We start from the raw sequence: 710 nt of genomic DNA, 5'->3' as shown, positions 1-710 counted from the left end.
TAGTCGGTCCCAAGGGTATGGCTGTTCGCCATTTAAAGTGGTACGCGAGCTGGGTTCAGAACGTCGTGAGACAGTTCGGTCCCTATCTGTCGTGGGCGTTGGAGATTTGAGAGGGGCTGCTCCTAGTACGAGAGGACCGGAGTGGACGAACCTCTGGTGTTCCGGTTGTCACGCCAGTGGCACTGCCGGGTAGCTATGTTCGGAAGCGATAACCGCTGAAAGCATCTAAGCGGGAAGCGCGCCTCAAGATGAGATCTCCCGGGACTTTAAGTCCCCTAAAGGAACCATCAAGACTAGGTGGTTGATAGGCAGGGTGTGTAAGTGCGGCAACGCATTGAGCTAACCTGTACTAATGATCCGTGTGGCTTGACCATATAACCTCAAGTTGCCTTGGTCTCTATGTGATACGTCTAAGACGTTCCAAACCAAACACTGACTCGCTACATTCCAATCTATTCGCCGACAACGGAATACATCCCGTTGAAAGCAAACCAACGTGAGCGTGAGCGCAACTCAATCCACCGAGACCTGCGACCCTCCACCCTCTCCCTGGTGATAATAGCTGTGTGGAACCACCCGATCCCATCCCGAACTCGGAAGTGAAACGCACACGCGCCGATGGTAGTGTGGCTTAAGCCATGCAAGAGTAGGTCATCGCCAGGGGCTTTACCCTAAAACGCCGCAACCACTGGTTGCGGCGTTTTTCTTTG

Annotated in this window: 2 rRNA genes; both read left to right on the top strand. The window is 53.5% G+C overall.

The window, feature by feature from the left end:
- Positions 1-374: ribosomal RNA gene (locus tag V7787_RS52875) — 23S ribosomal RNA — on the top strand; the annotation flags it as partial.
- 174 nt (positions 375-548) lie between these two features.
- A 5S ribosomal RNA gene (gene rrf, locus V7787_RS52870) occupies positions 549-663 on the top strand.
- Positions 664-710 lie beyond the last annotated feature (47 nt).

The organism is Pseudomonas sp. CGJS7, from assembly GCF_036961695.1.
Note: the sequence above shows the minus strand (reverse complement) of the source record. Positions and strands in the feature narration are given on the sequence as shown.